This window comes from Streptomyces sp. NPDC093544 (genome assembly GCF_040683495.1).
Taxonomy (GTDB): domain Bacteria; phylum Actinomycetota; class Actinomycetes; order Streptomycetales; family Streptomycetaceae; genus Streptomyces.
The window spans coordinates 1-20,181 of record NZ_JBFBEA010000026.1 but is presented as its reverse complement, the minus strand read 5'-3'; the positions used below and the strand labels follow the sequence as shown (position 1 = coordinate 20,181).

Below are 20,181 nucleotides of genomic sequence, written 5' to 3'. Positions count from 1 at the left end.
CCGCTTATTACCTTGGAGTCACCACCGTGACCGACGTATCCGGCGCTCATGCTGATGTACTGCACACCCTGTTCCACTCGGACCAGGGCGGTCATGAGCAAGTAGTGCTCTGCCAGGACCGCTCCACCGGCCTCAAGGCCGTCATCGCCATCCACTCCACCGCCCTGGGCCCGGCCCTCGGCGGTACGCGCTTCTACCCGTACGCGAGCGAGGCGGAGGCCGTCGCCGACGCCCTGAACCTCGCCCGCGGGATGTCGTACAAGAACGCCATGGCCGGTCTCGACCACGGCGGCGGCAAGGCCGTCATCATCGGCGACCCCGAGACGCTCAAGAGCGAGGAACTGCTTCTCGCGTACGGCCGGTTCGTGGCCTCCCTCGGCGGCCGGTACGTCACGGCCTGCGACGTCGGTACGTACGTCGCCGACATGGACGTGGTGGCGCGCGAGTGCCGCTGGACGACCGGGCGGTCCCCGGAGAACGGCGGCGCGGGCGACTCGTCCGTGCTGACGGCCTACGGCGTCTTCCAGGGCATGCGGGCGAGCGCCCAGCACCTGTGGGGCGACCCGTCGCTGCGCGGCCGCACGGTCGGCGTCGCGGGCGTCGGCAAGGTGGGCCACCACCTCGTGGGGCATCTGCTCGGCGAGGGCGCGCAGGTCGTGATCACGGACGTGCGGGACGAGTCCGTACGGCGGATCGTCGACGAGCACCCGTCCGTCGCGGTGGCGGCGGACACCGAGGCGCTGATCCGCGGCGCCAATCCCTTCGGGGGACTCGACATCTACGCCCCCTGCGCCCTCGGCGGGGCGCTGGGCGACTACTCCGTGCCGGTGCTCGCCGCGAAGATCGTGTGCGGCGCTGCCAACAACCAGCTGGCGCACCCGGGCGTCGAGAAGGACCTCGCGGACCGCGGGATCCTCTACGCGCCGGACTACGTCGTGAACGCGGGCGGCGTCATCCAGGTCGCCGACGAGCTGCACGGTTTCGACTTCGAGCGGTGCAAGGCGAAGGCCGCGAGGATCTTCGACACCACGCTGGCAATATTCGCACGTGCGAAGGAAGACGGGATTCCGCCGGCCGCCGCGGCCGACCGGATCGCCGAGCAGCGGATGGCCGAGGCCCGCCGCGGCTGAGGTCTGAGAGGTACCCGCCGACGGGTGTTGGAGAGAACTCTCACGTCTGTCGGCGGGTCGCCCGCCAAGAAGAGGTTAAAATCGCGGTTGACCAGCGAGGACGGGGCTCCTCGCAGGTTCTGCGCACACGCGCGTCCTGCGGGCGACGTACCGTATGGGCGCGGGAGCAGGTACCGTGGAAGCCCTACGGACCGGTCTCTTCACGGAGAGCCCGTTCCAGATCATGAACGCGTGTCAAGACTCTGGGGCCATCGAGCCCCGTATCCGAGGGGGTCGAGCCATGGGGCGCGGCCGGGCAAAGGCCAAGCAGACGAAGGTCGCCCGCCAGCTGAAGTACAGCAGCGGCGGGACTGACCTCTCGCGTCTGGCCAATGAGCTGGGCGCTTCGACTTCGCAACAGCCGCCGAATGGCGAGCCGTTCGAGGACGACGACGAGGAAGAAGACGACCCGTACGCGCAGTACGCGGATCTCTATAACGACGACGATGAGGACGAGGACGAGGAGTCCGGTCCTCAGTCGCAACGTCGCGGCGCGTAGCGCTAACAGCGGGCTCAGCAGGTTCGGCGTTCTCGTAGAGCCTCATAGCATCTGCACCTCACCCGGTCCGGGGTGGTCTCACACCGGACCGGGTTTTGTGCTGCCTTGTGGGGCTTACCCGGCGTACTCCCCGACGAGGGGGCCTGCTTTGGCGTACTCCCAGATGAAGTGGGCCTACTTGGCGTACTCCCCGATGAGGGCGGCACCCGTCGCGTGCTCGCCCCGCTCGGTGATCTCGCCGGCGATCCAGGCCTCCACTCCGCGGTCCGCGAGAGTGGCGAGCGCCACGTCCGCCGACTCCCCGGGGACGATCGCGATCATGCCGACGCCCATGTTGAGGGTCTTCTCCAGCTCCAGGCGCTCGACGTCACCGGTCTTGCCGACGAGGTCGAAGACGGGCGCCGGGGTCCAGGTCTCGCGGTCGACGATCGCGTGCAGGCCCTCGGGGATGACGCGGGCCAGGTTGGCCGCCAGTCCGCCGCCGGTGACGTGCGAGAAGGCGTGCACCTCGGCGGTGCGGGTGAGGGCCAGGCAGTCCAGCGAGTAGATCTTGGTGGGCTCCAGGAGTTCCTCGCCGAGCGTGCGGCCGAACTCCTCGATACGCCGGTCGAGCTTGAGCTGTCCGCGGTCGAGGAGGACGTGCCGCACGAGCGAGTACCCGTTCGAGTGAAGACCGGAGGACGCCATGGCGATCACCGCGTCACCCGTACGGATACGGTCCGCGCCGAGCAGCTGGTCCGCCTCGACCACGCCGGTGCCCGCGCCCGCGACATCGAAGTCGTCCGGACCGAGCAGACCCGGGTGCTCGGCCGTCTCGCCGCCCACGAGGGCGCAGCCCGCAAGGACACAGCCCTCGGCGATGCCCTTGACGATGGCGGCGACGCGCTCGGGGTGGACCTTGCCGACACAGATGTAGTCGGTCATGAAGAGCGGCTCGGCGCCGCACACCACGATGTCGTCCATGACCATCGCGACCAGGTCGTGGCCGATGGTGTCGTACACGCCGAGCTGTCGGGCGAGGTCGACCTTCGTGCCCACGCCGTCCGTGGCGGAGGCGAGCAGCGGACGCTCGAAGCGCTTGAGGGCGGAGGCGTCGAAGAGACCGGCGAACCCGCCGAGGCCGCCGAGGACCTCGGGGCGCTGCGTCTTCTTCACCCACTCCTTCATCAGCTCCACGGCACGGTCGCCGGCTTCGATGTCGACGCCGGCGGACGCGTAGGAGGCACCGGATGTGGTCTCAGACATTGCCTGGGATCTTTCGGGTCGGGATACGGGGCTCTTACGGCCGACGGATCGCGTCGGCCGCGGCCGTGGCGGCAGGACCTGCCGCCAGCTCGGTCTCCAGAAGCTGCTTGCCGAGCAGTTCGGGGTCCGGGAGATCCATCGGGTACTCGCCGTCGAAGCAGGCGCGGCACAGGTTCGGCTTGTCGATGGTGGTGGCGTCGATCATGCCGTCGATGGAGATGTACGAGAGGGAGTCGGCGCCCAGCGAGGTACCGATCTCCTCGATGGTCATGCCGTTGGCGATCAGCTCGGCGCGGGTCGGGAAGTCGATGCCGAAGAAGCAGGGCCACTTCACGGGGGGCGAGGAGATCCGGATGTGGACCTCCGCCGCGCCGGCTTCCCGCAGCATCCTGACCAGTGCGCGCTGGGTGTTGCCGCGCACGATCGAGTCGTCCACGACGACCAGCCGCTTGCCCTTGATGACTTCCTTCAAGGGGTTCAGCTTCAGACGGATGCCGAGCTGGCGAATGGTCTGCGAGGGCTGGATGAAGGTCCGGCCGACATAGGCGTTCTTGACGAGACCCGCGCCGAAGGGGATCCCGCTGGCCTCCGCGTAACCGATCGCGGCGGGGGTCCCGGACTCCGGAGTCGCTATGACCAGATCGGCCTCGACGGGAGCTTCTTTGGCGAGTTTGCGGCCCATTTCGACGCGCGAGAGGTACACGTTCCGACCGGCGATGTCCGTGTCGGGGCGGGCCAGATAGACGTACTCGAAGACACAGCCCTTGGGCTTTGCCTCAGCGAATCGCGACGTACGCAGACCGTCCGCGTCGATGGCGACGAACTCGCCCGGCTCGATCTCGCGGACGAAGGAGGCGCCGCAGATGTCGAGGGCGGCGGACTCGGAGGCGATGACCCAGCCACGCTCCAGGCGGCCGAGGACCAGCGGGCGGACGCCCTGCGGGTCACGGGCCGCGTAAAGGGTGTCCTCGTCCATGAAGACGAGCGAGAAGGCGCCCTTGACCTGCGGGAGGATCCTGGCGGATGCCTCCTCGATGGTCAACGGCTTGCCGTCGTCGTCGACCTGGGCGGCGAGGAGGGCCGTCAGAAGGTCGGTGTCGTTGGTGGCCGCCACACGCGGGGAGCGACCGTCCTGCTGCTTGGGGAGGTCGGCGACCATCTCGGCGAGCTGCGCCGTGTTGACCAGGTTGCCGTTGTGGCCGAGCGCGATGGAACCGTGCGCGGTGGCACGGAACGTCGGCTGGGCGTTCTCCCAGGTGGAGGCTCCGGTGGTCGAGTAGCGGGCGTGACCGACCGCGATATGACCCTGGAGCGAACCGAGAGAGGTCTCGTCGAAGACCTGGGACACGAGGCCCATGTCCTTGAAGACGAGGATCTTGGAGCCATTGCTGACCGCGATCCCCGCGGATTCCTGGCCTCGATGCTGGAGGGCGTAGAGCCCGAAGTAAGTGAGCTTGGCGACCTCTTCGCCCGGAGCCCAGACTCCGAAGACGCCACAAGCGTCCTGGGGGCCTTTCTCACCGGGGAGCAGATCATGATTGAGTCGACCGTCACCACGTGGCACGGCACCGAGTGTAGGCGAGATCGACCACTGGTCCGAATTGGGGATACGGGACTCTGACGGTTCACTTACCGGCGACGGCCGTCACATTTTCGCCGTTTGTGCTGGTCAGCGTGAGGTCGCGGTGATCCAACTCGTAGTCCACCTTGCCGTCGAAGAGGCCCAGCAGGGTCTTCTCGGTCTCCATGAGTGAGCTGTCGCACATCATGCGGGTGGTCTTCGGGGTTCCGAGGGTGATATGTCCGTCGCTGACAGTGGCCTTCGCGGACACATCGTTGCAGCCCAGGTGGCCCCCGACCGTGCCCTTCGCCTTGTCGAGGACGAGGTACGGGGCGGCGCCCTCCGGGAGGGAGTGGGACACCTCTCCGGCACCGAGTGCCGTGACGTTCCACTTGGTGCCGTAGAGCGGGGCGGCCTGCTCCTTGGTGAGGTTGACGCGGTCGCCCGTGCCGGTGGTGAGGGTGAGCCTGTCGTCCTTGACCGCCGTGGTGAGGGCGCCGTCGGCGAGCGTGCGGGCGAGGGTCTGCTCGAACTCGGCGGGGACCTTCTCGCAGGCCATCTCCGTCATCGACGTGTCACCGACGTCGATGCGGCCGTCCTTGAAGGTGGCGGTCGCGCTGAAGTGGTTGCAGCCGTAGTTCCCCTGGACCTTGCCGTCCTCGCCGAACTCGACGTTCGCTCCGTCGGGGGCGGCGTGACTGGTGCCGTCCACGGTGACGCTGTCGATGATCCAGTGGGCGCCGGTGACATCCGCCTGCGCACCCGAGCCGACGGAACTGCCGCCGGTCTCGTCAGCGGTTTCGTTGCCGCAGGCCACGGCGAGCGGGATGAGGGTCAGGGCGGTGAGGGTGAGTCGCTGCCTGTACATGCCGATGTGACGGGGCGGGTGGGGTACTTGGTTCCACCCAGGTCGTGACGGGGTGGCCTTCCGGGTGCCTCAGGTCGTGACGAGGGTGGCCTTCCGGGTGCCTCGGCTCATGCCGGGGGCCGTCCTTCGGGACCGCCTCGGCTCATGCCGGGGGCCGTCCTTCGGGACCGCCTCAGCCCATGAGCGGCAGCAGTCCGCCCAAGTCCGCCCGCTCCCCGCTCGCGCTGACCTTGGCGTCGTCCAGAGCCGCCTTCCACTCCGTACGTCCCGTAGCGAGCCGGAGCCAGGTCAGCGGGTCGGTCTCCACGACGTTGGGTGGGGTGCCCCGGGTGTGCCGCGGGCCCTCCACGCACTGCACCACCGCGTACGGCGGAATCCGCACCTCCGTCGAAGCGCCGGGCGCCTTCGCCGCGAGCGCGTCGGCGAGCAGCCGGGTGCAGGCGGCGAGCGCCTGGCGGTCGTACGGAATGTCGAGGCCCGGCACGGCGCGGTTCAGGTCGTCCGTGTGGACGACGAGTTCGACGGTGCGCGTGACGAGATAGTCGCCAAGGGTCATGGCACCGGTGCGCGCGGCGAGCAGTCGTTCGTCGGGGGTCGTGGCCAGCCGCTCGGTGATCCGCTCCTCGGTACGGGCGTAGAGCGCGTCGAGATCGGGGTTGTCGGCGGCGAGTTCGCGCGTGCCGTCGGCGATGTCCTCGGCGCGGGCCGCCGTCGCGAACGGCCAGTCGAGCAGGGTGAGTTCACGCTTGCCGGGCTCGGGCCTGTCGATGTTCCGGCTGACGGTCTCGACGGCCATCGTGACGTGCGCGGCCAACTCCCTCACGGTCCACTCCCCGAGGTGCGTGGGCCGCCCCAACTCCTCGTCACCGAGGCCGCGTACACCTTCCCGTACGTTCCCGAACTGGGCCAGCACCGCGGCGCGGATCCTGGCGGAGTCGTACGTACGGGCGCGTCGCTTTTTGGCCGGGGGCATGACGGTGAGCCTAGTCCGCATGATCCGCGCGAAAGGTCGGGACGGGCACGGCGGCCCCTGCCCCCGTCGCCTTCTGCCGCGGACGCTGTGACGCCCCTCCTCTACTCCACAGACACAGACACCGGCACCCTGCGCGAGTAACAGCCGTGTCGGTCATCTGTCGGAGCTGTCGGCACCGCGTAGGCGATCTGTCGGCACGGCGTTGAAGCCTGGGTGGAGATCCCGCCGGGTGACCGTCCGGCAGGCCCGCGACACGCAGGAGTCATCATGACCACACACGTCACGATCATCGGCGCCGGACTCGGCGGACTGACCCTCGCCCGCGTCCTGCACGTGAACGGCATCCCGGCCACGGTCTACGAGGCGGAGGCCTCACCGATGGCCCGTCTGCAGGGCGGGATGCTCGACATCCACGACTACAACGGCCAACTCGCCATCAGGGCAGCCGACTTGATGGACGAGTTCCGCGCCATCGTCCTGGAGGGCCGCCAGGCGACCCGCGTCCTCGACCGAGACGGCACCCTCCTGATGGACGAGCCCGACGACGGCACGGGGGGCCGCCCCGAGGTGCAGCGCGGTGAGTTGCGACAGATCCTGCTCGACTCGCTCCCGGCCGGCACCGTCCGCTGGGGCCACAAGGTCAGCGGCACCCGCACCCTCGACGACGGCCGCCACGAGGTCACCTTCGCCGACGGCGGCATCGTCGTGACGAACCTGCTCGTCGGCGCGGACGGCGCCTGGTCACGGGTCCGGCCGCTGCTGTCCGATGCCACGCCCAGGTATTTCGGCCGGTCGTTCGTCGAGACCTATCTGTACGACAGCGAGACCCGGCACCCGGCCGCCGCGAGGACGGTCGGCGGCGGCTCGCTGTTCGTGCTCGCACCGGACACCGGAGCGAGCGGGAAGTGGATCGGGGCACACCGGGAGAGCGGCGAAACACTGCACGCCTATGTGACGCTGGCCAAGCCGCAGGAGTGGTTCGACGGCATCGACTTCACCGACTCTGCCGCCGCCACCGCACGCATCGCCGCAGAGTTCGACGGCTGGGCCCCCGAGATCACCGCCCTGATCACCGACAGCGACACCCCTCCGGTCGTGCGCCCTCTCAACTCACTGCCGGTCGGGCACCGTTGGGACCGGGTGCCCGGGGCGACCCTGCTCGGCGACGCCGCCCACCTCTCCCCGCCGGACGGCGAAGGCGCCAACCTCGCCATGCAGGACGGCGCCGAACTCGGCCTGGCCATCGCCGCGCACCCCGACGACATCGAGGCCGCGCTCACCGCGTACGAGGAAGCGCTGTTCCCTCGTAGCGCCACAGCGGCAACCGCGGCCGTGGCCACCAACGAAGCCATCGGCCAGGAGCTGATCGACGCCTTCAGCCAAGACGAGCGGAGCGCATAAAAACGTTCGTGGAACGGTCACCATGCCCGTTCCACGAACGCCTTCGTCGCGAAAGGCGGTGAGCCGATCCGCACGAAGGACGATGAGCCCGGCCCGCACGAAGGACTGTGCGCCCGGCCCGCACCAAGGACTGTGCGCCCGATCCGTACGAAGTGTCGGTGCGGCCCCCTGAACGTCTCATTCCCTTCGCGCGTAGTCCTTGAGCTCCCCCCCCCACCAGCGCGAAGGCCCGCTCGGCAAGCAGGGCGGCGTCGGCGGCGACTTCGTCAACGGTTTCGCCGGCGTCGATGCGGAGGTGGTGCTCCTCGACCAGGGCCTGGCGGGCGGCGGTGAGCGTGGCGTCGGCGATCAGGGCCGAAGTGGTGTCACCGGTCTCCTCGGTGAGCAGGTCGGCCAGTTCGTGCGCGCCTTTCTCGGACAGCACGTGCGGGCGCTCCCTGAGGACGGGCGTCGCCATGATGACCGCACGGATCCGGCGGGCGAACGGCTCTCTGCCATGCTGCCCGAACCGGAGGATCGGGGGCGATCACCCATACGGGTGATCCACAGCGAAACCCGCCTCGCATCGCCTGGACCCGACAACACTGGCTTCCGCCTGGAAGGGGGTGCAACATGACGGTTATGGCCGAGCGCACGTCTCAGATGTCGGTGGAGGAGTTCGAAACGATCGCCTCCGCCGCCCCCGAGACCGTCACGTTGGAGTTCATCAACGGACGGATCGGAGTCAAGAAGGTGACGGACGGGGACCACAGCACCATCGTGTCCTGGCTGACCCGCCGCTGTATGCAGACCAGGCCCGACCTCGACCTGTACCAGAGCCAGGGGCTCCAGGTCGATGCCTACCGCGAGGGCAGGGCGAAGCCGGATGCGGTGCTCGCACCTGAAGCCCATTTTGCGGGACACGGTGACTGGGCCGACCCGGACGGGGCACTCATGGTCGTCGAGGTCACGTCGTACGACTCGGACACCGACCGCCGGGATCGGCACGAGAAGCCAACTGCCTACGGTCAATCCGGAATCCCCGTGTACCTTCTGATCGACCGGGACTCCGGCACGGTCACGGTGCACAGCGGCCCGGACCGGCAGGTCGGTGGCTACCGGAACATCCTCGTCGCGAAGTTCGGCGAGAAGGTGTGCGTACCCGACCCGATCGCCATCGAACTCGACACAGAGGCTCTCAAGAACTACGTCCGGTGAGCCAGGTCTGACATGTGCAGAGGTCCCGCCCGGAAACCTCGGGCGGGACCTTTGACGTCGTACACCTGGAAGGACTACGGCTACGCCAGCAGCGCCGGGATCGTCCCCTCGTGTGCCGTGCGCAGTTCGGTCAGGGGGAGGGTGAACTCGCCCTGGACCTCGACGGAGTCTCCGTCGACGACGCCGATGCGGGTGGCGGGCAGGCCCCGCGCCCCGCACATGTCGTTGAAGCGCAGCTCCTCCGAGCGCGGGATGGCGACGACCGCGCGGCCCGCGGACTCGGAGAACAGGAAGGTGAAGGCGTCGAGTTCGTCGGGTACGACGAGACGCGCGCCCTTGCCGCCGAGGAGCGCCGACTCCACGACCGCCTGGATCAGGCCGCCGTCGGACAGATCGTGCGCGGAGTCGATCATGCCGTCGCGGGAGGCGGAGATCAGGATCTCGGCGAGGAGGCGTTCGCGCTCCAGGTCGACCTTCGGGGGCAGGCCGCCGAGGTGGTCGTGAACGACCTGCGACCAGGCCGAACCGCCGAACTCCTCGCGGGTGTCGCCGAGGAGGTAGACCAGCTGCCCTTCCTCCTGAAAGGCGACCGGCGTGCGGCGGGCCACGTCGTCGATGACGCCGAGGACGGCGACCACCGGCGTCGGGTGGATGGCCACCTCGCCCGTCTGGTTGTAGAGCGAGACGTTGCCGCCCGTGACCGGAGTGCCCAACTGCTGGCAGGCGTCGGCCAGTCCACGGACGGCCTCCACGAACTGCCACATCACCGCCGGGTCCTCGGGCGAGCCGAAGTTCAGGCAGTCGGAGACGGCGAGCGGCTTGGCGCCGGTCGTCGCGACGTTCCGGTACGCCTCGGAGAGCGCGAGCTGGGCGCCCGCGTACGGGTCGAGCTTCGCGAACCGGCCGTTGCCGTCGGTGGCGATGGCGACGCCGAGCCCGGTCTCCTCGTCGATGCGGATCATGCCCGAGTCCTCAGGCTGCGCCAGCACCGTGTTGCCCTGCACGAAGTGGTCGTACTGGGAGGTGATCCAGGACTTGGAGGCCTGGTTGGGCGAGGCGACCAACTTCAGGACCTGGTCCTTGAGTTCCTCGCTGGTGGCCGGGCGCGGAAGCTTGTTGGCGTCGTCGGCCTGGAGGGCGTCCTGCCACTCCGGGCGGGCGTAGGGGCGTTCGTAGACCGGGCCGTCGTGCGCGACCGTGCGCGGGTCGACGTCGACGATCTTGCCGCCGTGCCAGTAGATCTCCAGGCGGTCGCCGTCGGTGACCTCACCGATCACCGTGGCGATGACATCCCACTTGTCGCAGATCTCCAGGAACCGGTCGACCTTCGCCGGCTCGACGACCGCGCACATACGCTCCTGCGACTCGCTCATGAGGATTTCCTCGGGCGAGAGAGTCGAGTCCCGCAGCGGTACGTCGTCCAGCGTCACGCGCATGCCGCCGGAGCCGTTGGACGCCAACTCGCTGGTGGCACAGGAGAGTCCGGCCGCGCCGAGGTCCTGGATACCGACGACCAGCTTCTCGGCGAAGGCTTCGAGGGTGCACTCGATGAGGAGCTTCTCCTGGAAGGGGTCGCCGACCTGGACCGCCGGGCGCTTGCTCGGCTTGGCGTCGTCGAAGGTCTCGCTCGCGAGGATCGAGGCGCCGCCGATGCCGTCGCCGCCCGTGCGAGCCCCGTACAGGATGACCTTGTTGCCCGAGCCGGACGCCTTCGCGAGGTGGATGTCCTCGTGCCGCATGACGCCGATGGCGCCGGCGTTGACGAGCGGGTTGCCCTGGTAGCAGGCGTCGAAGACGACCTCGCCGCCGATGTTCGGCAGGCCCAGACAGTTGCCGTAGCCGCCGATGCCGGCGACGACACCGGGCAGCACGCGCTTGGTGTCGGGGTGGTCCGCCGCACCGAAGCGCAGCGGGTCGACGACCGCGACGGGCCGGGCCCCCATCGCGATGATGTCGCGCACGATGCCGCCGACGCCCGTGGCAGCTCCCTGGTAAGGCTCCACGTACGAGGGGTGGTTGTGCGACTCGACCTTGAAGGTGACGGCGTAACCCTGGCCGACGTCGACCACGCCCGCGTTCTCGCCGATGCCGACGAGCAGGGCGTCCGACCGGGGCGCCTTCTCGCCGAACTGGCGGAGGTGGACCTTCGAGGACTTGTAACTGCAGTGCTCGGACCACATGACCGAGTACATGGCCAGCTCGGCGCCGGTCGGACGGCGGCCGAGGATCTCCACGACCCGCTCGTACTCGTCCTTCTTCAGGCCGAGTTCGGCCCAGGGCAGCTCGACGTCGGGGGTCGCGGCCGCGTTCTCGACCGTGTCCAGAGGCGTGCGGCTCATGCGTTGACCAGCTTCTTGAGGATCGAGGTGAAGAAGGGGAGGCCGTCGGTACGACCGGACCCGATGAGGGGCTCGACGGCGTGCTCCGGGTGCGGCATGAGGCCTACGACGTTCCCGGCGGCGTTCGTGATGCCTGCGATGTCGCGCAGCGAACCGTTCGGGTTGACGTCCACGTAGCGGAACGCGACCCGGCCCTCGGCCTCCAACTCGTCGAGCGTGTGCTCGTCGGCGACGTACCGCCCGTCCATGTTCTTCAGCGGGATGTGGATCTCCTGGCCGGCCGTGTAGTCGGCGGTCCAGGAGGTCTCCGCGTTCTCCACCCGCAGCTTCTGGTCGCGGCAGATGAAGTGCAGATGGTTGTTGCCGAGCATCGCGCCCGGGAGCAGGTGCGCCTCGGTGAGAACCTGGAAGCCGTTGCAGATACCGAGAACCGGCATTCCGGACTTCGCCTGCCCGATGACGGTCTCCATCACCGGCGAGAAGCGCGAGATGGCACCGGCCCGCAGATAGTCCCCGTACGAGAAACCGCCGGGCAGCACCACGGCGTCGACCTGCTTCAGGTCCTTGTCCTTGTGCCAGAGAGCGACGGGTTCGGCACCGGCGAGCCGGATCGCGCGCTGCGTGTCCCGGTCGTCCAGGCTTCCGGGAAAGGTGACGACTCCAATACGAGCGGTCACTTTCCCGCCTCCGCGACTTCCTCGACCTTGACGGTGAAGTCCTCGATCACGGTGTTGGCGAGGAAGGATTCCGCGAGTTCGTGGATGCGGGCGAGCGCGGCGTCGTCCACCGGTCCGTCCACTTCCAGTTCGAATCGCTTTCCCTGACGTACGTCGGAGACACCGTCGAAACCAAGACGCGGCAGTGCACGCTGCACCGCCTGGCCCTGGGGGTCGAGGATCTCCGGCTTGAGCATGACGTCGACTACGACGCGTGCCACTGGCACTCCCGGTGTGTGGTGCTGAGCAGGTCGCTTCAGACTACCCGCACAAAATTTCTACTCGCGTAGATTCGTAGAATCCTACGTGAGCCCGATCACGATCCCGCATCGACGCGGGGGCTTCCACGGAAAATCCAGGGAAAAACCGCAGAAGAGCGGCAGGACCCCATTGCCTCCGGACACGCGGAAGGATTTAGTCGGGCTTCACAATGCAATGCCGAGCACTGTACAAATGAAATCGCAATAGCCGATACTTTGCCCAATAACAGCCGGACAGTCGACATCTCCCCGACAACTCGGTGACGTCTCCGCACGTCATGACGCTTGATCGCAGAGGTGCCGCACGAAGGGACCGATATTCGTGGCGCAGCGTGTCGTGGTCACTCTCTTTGACGACATCGACGGCTCAGAAGCGGCGGAAACGATCGCCTTCGGACTGGACGGCAAGTCGTACGAGATCGACCTCAACCCATCCAATGCCAAGAAACTTCGTAAGGTGCTCGCGCCCTACCTGGAGGCCGGCCGCAAGCAATCGAGGTCCGGGAAGGCGTACACGCACACCGCGTTGACCCCCGACCCGGCGGCCGTCCGCGCCTGGGCCCGCTCGAACAGGCTGGACGTGCCGCCGCGCGGCCGCATCCCCAAGAAGGTGTACGAGGCCTTCGCCGAGGCGCACTGAAACCGGGGCTCCGTCGGTTGACCTATGACCGACACATGACCGGCCGAGGCCTCGGTCCGGCCGGTCATCCGCCCCTGAGCGGAGCCGACTTGCGCAGACCCCCCGCTGGTCAGCTAGAGTCTGGAGCACGCCAAGGGGCAAGGCCGAAAGGCCGAACCTCACGGGGTCACGCGGGTGTAGTTCAGTAGCAGAACATCCCCCTTCCAGGGGGAAGGCGCAGTGTGCAATTCCTGTCACCCGCTCTGCATCCCTTACCGGTCATCCATTTGGATCAGGTAAGGTGGTGCCCGCGCCGATCGGTGAGAGCCGGTCGGAGGCAATGCGGACGTAGCTCAGTTGGTAGAGCGCAACCTTGCCAAGGTTGAGGTCGCCAGTTCGAACCTGGTCGTCCGCTCCAGAGAAAACAAAGGCCCCGGTCATCGACCGGGGTCTTTGTCGTGCTGCGTGCTCTCCTCCGTCGTCCCTGCGCGGTGGCGTCTGACATATGTCATACGGAGTGATGACACCGCGCACTGCCGCCGGGGGCCGTCCGCGGGGACGCTGAATCCATGAACACGAACGAGCAAGATGACGTGATTGAGGTCACTGATCTGCGGCGCGTGTACGGGGGAGATTTCGAGGCGGTGCGCGGAATCACCTTCTCCGTGGGCCGCGGTGAGCTCTTCGCGCTGCTGGGGACGAACGGCGCGGGCAAGACCAGCACGGTCGAGCTCCTTGAGGGCCTCGCGCCCCCGGCAGGCGGGCGGGTGCGGGTCCTCGGGCACGATCCCTACGAGGAGCGGGCGGTCGTACGGCCCCGGATCGGCGTGATGCTTCAGGAGGGTGGTTTCCCCTCCGAGCTGACGGTCGCGGAGACCGTACGGATGTGGGCGGGCTGCACCAGCGGCGCACGCCCCACCGCGGAGGCCCTGGACATGGTCGGGCTCGCGCGGCGGTCCGGCGTACGGGTGAAGCAGTTGTCCGGGGGTGAGAAGCGACGCCTGGACCTGGCACTCGCGCTCCTCGGCCGCCCCGAGGTCCTCTTCCTCGACGAGCCGACGACCGGACTCGACGCCGAAGGACGCCGGAGCACCTGGGAGTTGGTACGGGAACTGCGCGACGGCGGTACGACGGTGCTGCTGACCACCCACTACCTGGAAGAGGCGGAGCAACTGGCCGACCGGCTGGCGATCCTTCACGAAGGAGTCATCGCCACCACCGGCACCCCGGCCCAGGTGACCGCCTCCCAGCCGTCCCGGATCTCCTTCGAACTGCCCGACGGCTACTTCCTCGGAGACCTGCCCCCGCTCGCCTCGCTCGGCATCACCGGGCACGAGAAGGAGGGGCGCACGATCCGGCTGCGCACCCACGAACTCCAGCGGACCGCCACAGCGCTGCTGGTGTGGGCCGAACGGACGCGGGTCGAGCTGCGGGGGCTCGATGTGCGGTCGGCCTCGCTGGAGGAGGCGTTTTTGCGGATCGCTCGGGAGGCGGGGGGCGGCTCGGGGACCGCTCGCTCGGAGGCTCGTACTGGAGCTCGTACGGATACGGAGACGGTGGCGTGAGCTCGGTGGCTGTGACGAATGTGGAGACGGCGGGGGCTACTACTACCGCGGTGGGACGGATGGGCGCCCTGGCGCGCGCCGAGCTCACTCTGCTGGGGCGCACGAAGGCAACGCTTCTCGCGGCGCTGTTCGCACCGATGCTGCTGCCGTTCAGCCTCAGTGCGAACGTCGACCAGATGGATCTGAAGGGCACCGGGCTCTCGGCCGGGTCGATCATCCTGCCCTCCTCCATCGGCTTCTCGCTCCTCTTCGCGGTCTACAGCTCGCTGGTGACCGTGTACGCGGCACGGCGCGAGGAACTCGTCCTCAAGCGGCTGCGCACCGGGGAGCTGCGGGACGCGGAGATCCTCGCGGGCGCCGCTCTGCCGTCGATGGCGATAGCGCTCGTGCAGTGCCTGGTCCTGACGGCCGCGTGCGCCGTACTCCTGGACGTGGGGCCGCCGTCAGCACCTCATCTCGCCGTCCTGGGGCTGCTGTTGGGCCTGGTGATGTGGCCCCCGCTCGCGGCGGTCACCGCGAATTTCAGCAACAGTGTGGAGGGCGCCCAGATGGCGACCATGCCGCTGATGATGATCTCCCTTCTCGGCTCCGGCACCTTCATCCCCCTCGAAGTCATGCCCGACCGGCTGGCCTCGGCCTGCGAACTGCTGCCCCTGACCCCGGTGATCACCCTGATACGCGGCGGCTGGACCGGCGACCTCTCCGCCTACGACGCCCTGGGCGCCCTCGTCACGGCGGTGGCCTGGACGGTCCTCGCGGTGTTTGCTGTACGACGGTGGTTCCGATGGGAGCCTCGGCGGTGAGAGGCAACGACGAGGGCGGGCGCATGCGGAAACCTGGGGCCTGGTGGCGGGGGAAGAGCACACCGGCGAAGGTCGAGACGTATACGCGGTGGTCGTTTCACTTCATCTTCGTCGTCGAGATCCCGGGGGTCGGCCTCGCGGCATTCGGCCAGGTCGGGATACGGATCGCGGGCTGGCTGTTCCTGATGGTGTGCGCGCACTCGGTGCTGTGCGTCGTGACCGCGTCGCGGGCGCTCGACTGGACGCGCGGCCGCCGTGAACAGCCGCTACGGCTCTTGTGGACACTTGGCGCAGTCACCGTGCTGATCGCGATCGCCGCGCTCGGCCTCGCGGAGTACGGACCGAGCGGCTCCGGCACTGCGGCCGGCACGCTGTTCGGGGGTGTGCTCACCTTCAGCGCGGGCACCCTCGCACTCGGCGTCCGGAACCGGCGGCGCGTGCTGGCAATCGTGGGAGGCTTCACGGTCGGCGCCGGAAGCATGTCGTTCCCGCTGGGCGCTTCCGGGCCGGCCGCGCTGGGCACCGCGATCGCGGTGCTGCTCGGCGCCGGGTTCCTCTCCTTCACCTCCGTCTTCTCCGTCTGGCTGCTCAACTCCGTCTACGAACTCGACGAGGCCCGCGAGACCCGGACCCGCCTCGCCGTCGCCGAGGAACGGCTGCGCTTCGGACGCGATCTGCACGACGTGATGGGCCGCAACCTCGCGGTCATCGCTCTGAAGAGCGAGCTCGCCGTGCAGCTGGCACGACGCGGGCGGCCTGAAGCCGTGGAGCAGATGATCGAGGTGCAGCGCATCGCGCAGGAGTCGCAGCGGGAGGTGCGCGAGGTCGTACGCGGCTACCGGGAGGCCGACCTGAGCACCGAACTCGCGGGCGCCCAGGGCGTGTTGACCGCCGCTGGCATCGACTGCGAGATCAGCGGCTCGGCGACGGGGCTGCCCGCACAGGTCCAGTCAGCGCTCGGCTGGGTCGTACGGGAGGCGACGACGAACGTACTGCGGCATGGGAACGCGGGGCGGTGCGCGGTGTCGCTGTGGGTGGCGGAGGGGCGGGTGACTCTGAACGTCGAGAACGACGGGGTGCCCGAGGGGGCGCAGGATGAGGGGGCGGGCTCGGAGCTCAGGAGGGGCTCCGGGCTCGTGGGGCTGGGGGAACGGTTGACCGAGGTGGGCGGGGTGCTGCGGGCGGGGGCTGTGGGGGGTGGGGTGTTCCGGTTGACTGCGGTGGTGCCGGCGCCTGTGGCAGCGGGGGAATCTATGGCGGCTGGGGAGGCTGTGGCATCTGTGGCGGAGTTCTCGGAAAGAGACCCGGACGGCGGGCGGCTTCCGGCTCCGGCTCCGGCACCAGTGAGTGAGGTCACTTCATGAGTTCCGGACCGGCAACTCCTCCCGTACGCCTTCTGCTCGCCGATGACGAGCATCTGATCCGTGGAGCGCTTGCCGCGCTGCTGGGTCTGGAGGACGACCTGGTCGTGGTGGCCGAGGCGGCGACCGGGCCGGAGGCACTGGCGATGGCGCGGGCGCACGTGCCCGATGTCGCCGTACTGGATCTTCAGATGCCCGGCGCCGACGGTGTGAGGGTGGCCACATCCCTGCGGGCCGAACTGCCCGCGTGCCAGGTTCTGATCGTGACGAGTCATGGACGGCCGGGCAATCTGAAGCGGGCGCTTGCGGCGGGTGTGCGCGGGTTCGTCCCGAAGACGGTCAGCGCGCAGCGGCTCGCGGAGATCATTCGTACGGTTCATGCCGGAAACCGTTACGTGGACCCGGAGTTGGCCGCCGACGCGATCTCCGCCGGGGATTCGCCGCTGACCGCGCGCGAGGCCGAGGTGCTCGAATTCGCCGCCGACGGGGCGCCCGTCGCGGAGATCGCCGAGCGGGCCGCGCTCTCGCAGGGCACCGTACGGAACTATCTGTCGTCCGCCGCGACCAAGCTCGGGGCCGAGAACCGGCACACGGCGGTGCGTCTCGCGCGCGAGCGCGGTTGGGTATAGTTGCTCTCGCGCCACGGCGCAGTGCGGACGTAGCTCAGTTGGTAGAGCGCAACCTTGCCAAGGTTGAGGTCGCCAGTTCGAACCTGGTCGTCCGCTCCAGAGAAGGCAAAGGCCCCGGTCAGTGACCGGGGCCTTTGTCGTGGGCTCAGTTCTCAGCTCCAGCTCATGCCAGTGAGGCGTTCGTACGCCTCGATGTACTTGGCGCGGGTCGCGTCGACGATGTGCTGGGGCAGGGCCGGCGGGGGCTGCTCGCTCGCCCGGTCCCAGCCGGACTCGGCAGAGGTCAGCCAGTCGCGGACGAACTGCTTGTCGTACGACGGCTGCGCGTGACCCGGCTCCCACTGCTCGGCCGGCCAGAAGCGGGAGGAGTCCGGGGTCAGCACCTCGTCGGCGAGGACCAGGGTCTCGCCGTCGACGCCTCCCTCGAAGCCGAACTCGAACTTGGTGTCCGCGAGGATGATGCCCCGGTCGCGGGCGATGTCGCGGGCCCGGCTGTAGACGGCGAGGGTCGTCTGGCGCAGCTGAGCCGCGGTCTCGGCGCCGACCTGGCGGGCGACCTCCTCGTACGACACGTTCTCGTCGTGCTCGCCGACCGCGGCCTTGGTGGCCGGGGTGAAGATCGGCGCGGGGAGTTCGGAACCGTCGGTCAGGCCCTCGGGCAGGGCGAGGCCGCAGACCGTGCGGCTCTCCTTGTACTCGGTGAGGCCCGAGCCGGTGAGGTAGCCGCGGGCGACGCACTCGACCGGCGTCATCCGCAGCGACTTGCAGATCAGGGTGCGGCCCGCCCAGTCGGCCGGGGCGCCCGGCGGGAGTTCGGTGCTCAGCACGTGGTGGGGGACCAGGTCGGCGAGCTGGTCGAACCACCACAGGGAGAGCTGGGTGAGTGTGCGGCCCTTGTCGGGGATCTCGGTGGGCAGCACCCAGTCGAAGGCGGAGATGCGGTCGCTGGCGACCATCACGAGGTCGCCCGCCTCGTTCTGGTACAGGTCGCGCACCTTGCCGGTGTGCAGATGCACCAGTCCCGGAACCTGAAGCGGCTCGGGCTTTTCAACGAATCCGGACACGGTTCCTCCCCGTGGTTATGTCCATGTGGCCATGTGGCTCGATTCTCCCGTATGTGGGGAGCGGCTTTGGCCAGGGGTGTGTGGGGTGGTGCTGTGGTGGTGTCAGTCGTGTTTGCAGATGCGGTCCAGGAGGTTGGCCGTGGCTCTCTGGATTCGCGGGTCCACGTGGCCCGGGCGGTCCAGGGCCGGGGACCAGGCGAAGGTTCCGGAGGCGAAGACCAGGGCGCCGGAGGGGGCGCGGTAGAGGGAGGTCTCCTGGTGGCGGGGGGTGCCCTCGCTGTCGGCGTACGGAGAGTGGGCCAAGAGGATGCGGCCCTGGTGCTCGGGGAGTGGGATGCGCGGGAAGTATCGGTCGGCCTCGCCCGCGACCATGCCGCTGAGCTCGTCGCCCTCGTGCGCGCCGGTCGCCTCCCAGAGCCAGTGGTCGGCGTTGCGGACGATGAGAGGGTGGGGGTCGGGGACCCTTCCCGCGTACTGGATCCCGATGAGTTGCTGTTCCGGGCGGTCGATTTCACGCCACAGGGCCGATTTTCCGGGGCCCCTGCGCTTGAGGCAGGTCAGCAGGCGGTTGGCGACGCCGGACGGGGACGGACCCAACTCCACTTGCCAGTACATGGTGTTGGCCGAGAGGAAGACGAGCGAGGTGCCGTGATCGCGGGCGAGTTCCGTGGTGCGGCGCATCGTCGGCGACCAGTACTCGTCGTGGCCCGGGAAGACCAGGCCGCGGTAACGGGTGGGGTCGATCCGGCCGGCGTGCAGGTCGCGGGCGTCGGCGTAGGCGAGGTCGTAGCCGTAGCGCTCGGCCCAGCGGATGAAATCGTAGGCGTGGCCGACGTGGAGGGGGAGGCCCGCGCCCGCGTACGGGCGGTCGAAGGAGACCGTCGTCGCGGCGTCGGCCTCGCCGAGCAGACGGCCGTTCTCGTCCCAGGCGTGGTAGAGGCTGGCCCCCGTGTGGCCGTCCTCCGGGTAGAGGTTGTACGCCTGCCAGGTGATGTCCGGGAGGAGCAGGAGCAGGTCCGCCGGGTGGTTGTCGCGGATCGTGAAGGGGACGTGGGAGCGGTAGCCGTCCGCGGTGGTGAGTACGGCCACGTACGCGCCGATGTTCCAGTAGCTCGGGATCTGCAGGCGCCAGGACAGCCACCAGTGGTGGCAGGAGACCGTGCGGTCGGCGGTGAGGGGCGGGGGCTGGACGATGCCGGAGAGGCGGGGGCTGGTGGTGATCTTTGAGGCTCCGTCGCCTCCGTAGTGGCCGATGCGGTAGATGTCGACGCTGAATTCCTGCGGCGGGTCCACCGTGATGTGGAAGTCGATGGCCTCGCCGGGGGCGGCCGCGCCGGTGGAGGTGAACCCCTTGATCTGGCGGTGGACGTCGTCGGCGGAGCGGGGGCCTCCGGCTCGGGGGTGCGGGATGGTTCCCCTGGCGGCCGGGGACTTGCGGTCGTGCCGGTGGTCGCGTTCGGTCTCGTGGAGGCCGGTGGCGCCCGGGGCGTGGTCGATGTACCAGGGGACCACGTGGCCGGTGTCGTCGAAGTACTGCTCGTCGCCGCGGAGCCAGGGAACGGGGCCCTGGCCGAAGGGGTCCGTGACGGCGTGGGCGAGTGCTCCCGACTCCCAGCGGCGAATCTGCTCCGACCCCATGCCAGCTCCCCTCCCTGTTGCCCCCGTCGTCCTTGTCAGCCATTGCCGTGTGCGCGATCGGTCCCAGCACATCACATTACGCACGCACACCGTCACCGTTCGTCGCTAATTGGCAGGAGTGGAACGGGGGGCTCCGCCTGTGGTGCGGTGTGGTGCGGTGCGCGTGCCGGGTGCGTCCGGTGGGTGGGTCGGGGGCGTGCCGGTACGTCCCGCCCGTCGCCGCCGGATCAGACGTCGGGCAGGAAGTGACGGGTCCGGTGACGCGAACGTACGC

The 20,181-nt window shown here is 68.8% G+C and carries 19 protein-coding genes and 3 tRNA genes; 13 read left to right on the top strand and 9 right to left on the bottom strand.

What is annotated here, in order from left to right; genetic code table 11:
* The first annotated feature begins 26 nt into the window (after positions 1-26).
* Positions 27-1,130 (top strand): Glu/Leu/Phe/Val dehydrogenase dimerization domain-containing protein, encoded by a 1,104-nt coding sequence (locus AB0N66_RS32730; RefSeq protein WP_365441856.1) that lies wholly within the window; start codon positions 27-29, stop codon positions 1,128-1,130.
* A 280-nt stretch (positions 1,131-1,410) separates the two neighbouring features.
* Complete coding sequence (locus AB0N66_RS32725) at positions 1,411-1,668, top strand: DUF3073 domain-containing protein (protein WP_326722128.1); 258 nt, start codon at positions 1,411-1,413, stop codon at positions 1,666-1,668.
* A gap of 174 nt (positions 1,669-1,842) precedes the next feature.
* On the opposite strand, the gene purM is transcribed toward AB0N66_RS32725, so the two are convergent.
* The 4 genes from purM to AB0N66_RS32705 all read right to left on the bottom strand — a co-directional run bounded on the left by purM (position 1,843) and on the right by AB0N66_RS32705 (position 6,315).
* Positions 1,843-2,913 carry a phosphoribosylformylglycinamidine cyclo-ligase gene (gene purM, locus AB0N66_RS32720; protein WP_365441854.1) on the bottom strand — a complete coding sequence of 357 codons (1,071 nt, stop codon included), beginning with the start codon at positions 2,911-2,913 and terminating at the stop codon, positions 1,843-1,845.
* Between the two features lie 34 nt (positions 2,914-2,947).
* The gene (purF, locus tag AB0N66_RS32715; RefSeq protein WP_365441852.1) at positions 2,948-4,477 is read right to left on the bottom strand and encodes an amidophosphoribosyltransferase; all 1,530 of its coding nucleotides are present in this window, start codon (positions 4,475-4,477) and stop codon (positions 2,948-2,950) included.
* 61 nt (positions 4,478-4,538) lie between these two features.
* Positions 4,539-5,342, bottom strand: a complete 804-nt coding sequence (locus AB0N66_RS32710; protein ID WP_365441850.1) for an META domain-containing protein — start codon at positions 5,340-5,342, stop codon at positions 4,539-4,541.
* Positions 5,343-5,514: 172 nt separating this feature from the next.
* The gene (locus AB0N66_RS32705) at positions 5,515-6,315 is read right to left on the bottom strand and encodes a sterol carrier family protein (protein ID WP_365441848.1); all 801 of its coding nucleotides are present in this window, start codon (positions 6,313-6,315) and stop codon (positions 5,515-5,517) included.
* 267 nt (positions 6,316-6,582) lie between these two features.
* Here AB0N66_RS32705 and AB0N66_RS32700 point away from each other — a divergent pair, with 267 nt between their 5' ends.
* The 3 genes from AB0N66_RS32700 to AB0N66_RS32690 all read left to right on the top strand — a co-directional run bounded on the left by AB0N66_RS32700 (position 6,583) and on the right by AB0N66_RS32690 (position 8,913).
* Positions 6,583-7,716 (top strand): NAD(P)/FAD-dependent oxidoreductase, encoded by a 1,134-nt coding sequence (locus tag AB0N66_RS32700; protein WP_365441846.1) that lies wholly within the window; start codon positions 6,583-6,585, stop codon positions 7,714-7,716.
* Positions 7,717-7,915: 199 nt separating this feature from the next.
* Entirely contained in the window at positions 7,916-8,332 is a 417-nt protein-coding gene (locus AB0N66_RS32695; protein ID WP_365441844.1) for a hypothetical protein, read from the top strand.
* Complete coding sequence (locus AB0N66_RS32690) at positions 8,329-8,913, top strand: Uma2 family endonuclease (protein ID WP_365441842.1); 585 nt, start codon at positions 8,329-8,331, stop codon at positions 8,911-8,913. Before AB0N66_RS32695 ends, AB0N66_RS32690 begins: the two co-directional genes overlap by 4 nt.
* A gap of 80 nt (positions 8,914-8,993) precedes the next feature.
* Here the strand turns inward: AB0N66_RS32690 and purL are convergent, their stop codons facing one another.
* The 3 genes from purL to purS are packed head-to-tail and all read right to left on the bottom strand — an operon-like array spanning position 8,994 to position 12,189.
* A complete protein-coding gene (purL, locus tag AB0N66_RS32685) occupies positions 8,994-11,252 on the bottom strand; it encodes a phosphoribosylformylglycinamidine synthase subunit PurL (RefSeq protein WP_365441840.1) in 2,259 nt (752 codons plus the stop codon).
* A complete protein-coding gene (gene purQ, locus AB0N66_RS32680) occupies positions 11,249-11,929 on the bottom strand; it encodes a phosphoribosylformylglycinamidine synthase subunit PurQ (protein ID WP_365441839.1) in 681 nt (226 codons plus the stop codon). The genes purL and purQ overlap by 4 nt, the downstream gene beginning before the upstream one ends.
* Positions 11,926-12,189, bottom strand: a complete 264-nt coding sequence (purS, locus tag AB0N66_RS32675; RefSeq protein ID WP_060898438.1) for a phosphoribosylformylglycinamidine synthase subunit PurS — start codon at positions 12,187-12,189, stop codon at positions 11,926-11,928. Before purS ends, purQ begins: the two co-directional genes overlap by 4 nt.
* 361 nt (positions 12,190-12,550) lie before the next feature.
* Between purS and AB0N66_RS32670 the strand changes: the two genes are divergently transcribed.
* The 8 genes from AB0N66_RS32670 to AB0N66_RS32635 all read left to right on the top strand — a co-directional run bounded on the left by AB0N66_RS32670 (position 12,551) and on the right by AB0N66_RS32635 (position 17,304).
* Positions 12,551-12,868, top strand: a complete 318-nt coding sequence (locus AB0N66_RS32670; RefSeq protein ID WP_365441837.1) for an Lsr2 family protein — start codon at positions 12,551-12,553, stop codon at positions 12,866-12,868.
* A gap of 170 nt (positions 12,869-13,038) precedes the next feature.
* A tRNA-Gly gene (locus AB0N66_RS32665) sits at positions 13,039-13,110 on the top strand.
* 79 nt (positions 13,111-13,189) lie between these two features.
* Positions 13,190-13,265, top strand: a tRNA-Gly gene (locus AB0N66_RS32660).
* Positions 13,266-13,416: 151 nt separating this feature from the next.
* Positions 13,417-14,412, top strand: a complete 996-nt coding sequence (locus tag AB0N66_RS32655) for an ABC transporter ATP-binding protein (RefSeq protein WP_365441835.1) — start codon at positions 13,417-13,419, stop codon at positions 14,410-14,412.
* Between the two features lie 59 nt (positions 14,413-14,471).
* Complete coding sequence (locus AB0N66_RS32650; RefSeq protein WP_365441992.1) at positions 14,472-15,215, top strand: ABC transporter permease; 744 nt, start codon at positions 14,472-14,474, stop codon at positions 15,213-15,215.
* A gap of 23 nt (positions 15,216-15,238) precedes the next feature.
* Entirely contained in the window at positions 15,239-16,579 is a 1,341-nt protein-coding gene (locus AB0N66_RS32645; RefSeq protein ID WP_365441833.1) for a histidine kinase, read from the top strand.
* A complete protein-coding gene (locus AB0N66_RS32640; protein ID WP_365441831.1) occupies positions 16,576-17,205 on the top strand; it encodes a response regulator transcription factor in 630 nt (209 codons plus the stop codon). The genes AB0N66_RS32645 and AB0N66_RS32640 overlap by 4 nt, the downstream gene beginning before the upstream one ends.
* Before the next feature lie 23 nt (positions 17,206-17,228).
* Positions 17,229-17,304, top strand: a tRNA-Gly gene (locus AB0N66_RS32635).
* 53 nt (positions 17,305-17,357) lie between these two features.
* On the opposite strand, the gene AB0N66_RS32630 is transcribed toward AB0N66_RS32635, so the two are convergent.
* Both AB0N66_RS32630 and AB0N66_RS32625 read right to left on the bottom strand, forming a co-directional pair.
* Entirely contained in the window at positions 17,358-18,269 is a 912-nt protein-coding gene (locus AB0N66_RS32630; protein ID WP_365441829.1) for a phosphoribosylaminoimidazolesuccinocarboxamide synthase, read from the bottom strand.
* A 102-nt stretch (positions 18,270-18,371) separates the two neighbouring features.
* Entirely contained in the window at positions 18,372-19,907 is a 1,536-nt protein-coding gene (locus AB0N66_RS32625) for a N,N-dimethylformamidase beta subunit family domain-containing protein (protein ID WP_365441827.1), read from the bottom strand.
* Between the last annotated feature and the right edge of the window lie 274 nt (positions 19,908-20,181).